This window comes from Phocaeicola sp. RTP21198st1_B8_RTP21198_201120 (assembly GCF_040929485.1).
GTDB lineage: Bacteria > Bacteroidota > Bacteroidia > Bacteroidales > Bacteroidaceae > Phocaeicola > Phocaeicola dorei.
Genome location: NZ_JBCOCI010000183.1, coordinates 1 through 2,824 on the forward strand (window position 1 = coordinate 1; position 2,824 = coordinate 2,824).

Below are 2,824 nucleotides of genomic sequence, written 5' to 3' on the forward strand. Positions count from 1 at the left end.
ATCTTATTCATTTACCAACAACACCATCGTATTGGTAAAGCAGGAGACAGAACAAAGAAGTAATGAAAAGAGAGCGATTAAAGGAACCGTACTAGATGAAAGTGGAATTCCTATTATTGGCGCCAATGTCATGCAAGGAAAAGGAACCGGAGTCATTACAGATATTAACGGAAACTTTACCATTGTAGCAGATCCTAACCAACCACTAACAGTATCTTATATTGGATTTGACTCACAACAAGTGAAAGCCGGCAATAAAAACAATCTGAAAATATATTTGAAAGAAAGTAGCATTGCATTAAATGAGATAGTTGTAGTCGGCTATGGCTCCCAGTCCGAAAAACTAGTAACTACTTCTATCAGTAGCCTGAAAGTGGATGATCTGGACCAAGGCAGTGACTACAATGTAGCTAAAATGCTGCAAGGTCGTACTCCTGGTGTAAATGTAGCCTCTGCCAGCGGTACCCCCGGTGAACAACCGAGTGTACGGGTACGCGGTATTGCATCCATCACAGGTAACAGCACCCCATTGTATGTGGTCGATGGAGTTCCCAGTGAATCAATGCCTATGCTAAACCCCAACGACATCGAACGCATGGACGTATTGAAAGATGCTTCAGCTGCTGCCATCTATGGTTCGCGAGCTAACAACGGTGTTGTCATCATCACCACAAAATCGGGGAACACCAACAGTAAAACACGCGTAAATGCCAGTGTACGCCACAGCCTTGGATGGATTGCCAACGATATACCAATGGCAAATGTAGCAGAATATACTCGTACTATGCAAGCAGCCGTAGATAATTGGAATGTGCAGAAGAAGGACACAAAATCATTCTTTATCCCCGACCGGATTACCGAAACAGACTGGCTCGGACTCATTCAACGTGATATAGCACACTCTACTACGGCATCTATCAATCTCTCGGGAGGTAATGAGAAAACTACCTTTTTCACCTCTGTGGGATTTAACGACCAACAAGGTATCATCCGTACCAGCGGATTCCAGCAAACCAACCTACGGGCAAAATTTACTCATCAGCTGAACAAATGGTTTAAACTGAATCTGAATCTCACAGGATCTTACAGCCGTTTCGATAAAGTGGAAGAGTCATCTACCAGTTTGAAAGTGATTCGTACTGCCCGTGAAGAACAACCATGGATTGGAGCTTATCGGGAAGATGGAGGCTATACAGTGATGTCAACAGAATTATGTCGTCATAATCCCGTTATGCTGATTAATGAAGAAGACTGGACTGTACATAAGAAACAAGGAGTAGCTGCCCTTAGTTTTGATATTACTCCTATCAAAGGACTCAAATACACCCCCTCATTCAGCATATACGGTATTCTTGATGAAGAAAAGAAAACAATTTCAGAGAAACATGACGCACGTTCCAAAAATGCAGGATGGGGCGCACTTAGCGAACAGAAAAATGTAAGTTACCGATATGTTATAGACAACGTAATTTCGTATGAAAATAGTTGGGATAAACTAACTTATTCAGCAATGCTTGGTCACTCATACGAAGAGTATAATTATGAAACTTTTGGGGCTTATAGTGATAATTACGCAAACGGTGCTTATCCTTCTTCCAGCTTCGGTCTGATAAATTCCGGTTCTAACATCTACGCAGGTAGTATCGGATATAATGCATATGCACTCGAATCTTATTTCGGACGTGCCGCCCTGAATTGGGATAATCGCTATATCTTAAATGTAACGATGCGTCGTGACGGTTCTTCACGTTTCTCAAAAGATAAACGTTATGGAACATTTCCTTCTGCTTCTTTCGCGTGGCGGATTATCAACGAACCTTTTTTCCCTAAAGGCACGCCACTGAATGACTTAAAGCTACGAGCCAGTTGGGGTAAGACTGGCAGTATGGATGGTATCAGTAACTGGGCAGCTATGTCATTAGTAACTTCGGGAGGAAATTCCTATAATGGTTCATCCGGTTTTAAAATCGGAGCAGATGCTGCGGATCTTATCTGGGAGAAAGCTAATCAGGTGAATGTCGGAATCAACGCAGAGCTATTCAACGGACGACTGGCGCTATCTGTAGACGGATACTATCAAAAGACAAGCGGATTACTTTATAATATCAGTACACTTGCTACAACAGGATATACTACCCGGACAGCCAATATCGGCTCGCTGGAGAACAAAGGATTGGAAGTGATGGTGAGCGGTAAAATATTCGATGGTCCTTTTAAATGGGAGCTTGCTACTAACCTCTCCTATACAAAAAACAAACTATTGTCATTGGATGGAGTACTTGATATGAAAATCAACGGTGGTGGTGCCAATACCGGTAAAGTAATGCATGCTTTAATGGTAGGTAAACCGGTTAGTGCTTTCTATATGTTGCGTCAGGATGGTATTTATCAAACCGACCAGGAAGTACCAAGCAAACTCTACGCAAAAGGAGTACGTGCCGGTGATTGTAAGTACTTTGACTACAACAATGACGGAGACATCACAGACGATGACCGCATGTATGTAGGAAAGGTTACACCTGACATTTATGGTGGTATCACTTCGACTATGAACTGGAAAAACTTCGACTTATCCATTTTCTGCCAATTTGCAGCCGGAGGTAAAATCCTGTCAGCATGGAAAGGCTGCGGGGGAACAGAAGGTACGGAACATCTCGGCTTGGCGTCCAGCAGTATCAAAGGTTACAAAAATGGCACACTGGTCGATTCGGAACAATTCTATAACATATCAAAATATGCCGCCAACCATTACTGGAGGGGAGAAGGAACTAGCAACGCTGTTCCACGCCCTACTTTGGCAGGCACGATCACCGGCGGTTTCGGA

Annotated in this window: 1 protein-coding gene; it reads left to right on the plus strand. The window is 43.1% G+C overall.

Annotated features, from left to right (window positions below; all coding sequences use genetic code 11):
* The coding region (locus AB5935_RS24225; RefSeq protein ID WP_368327678.1) for a SusC/RagA family TonB-linked outer membrane protein at positions 1–2,824 on the plus strand (2,824 nt) is incomplete at both ends.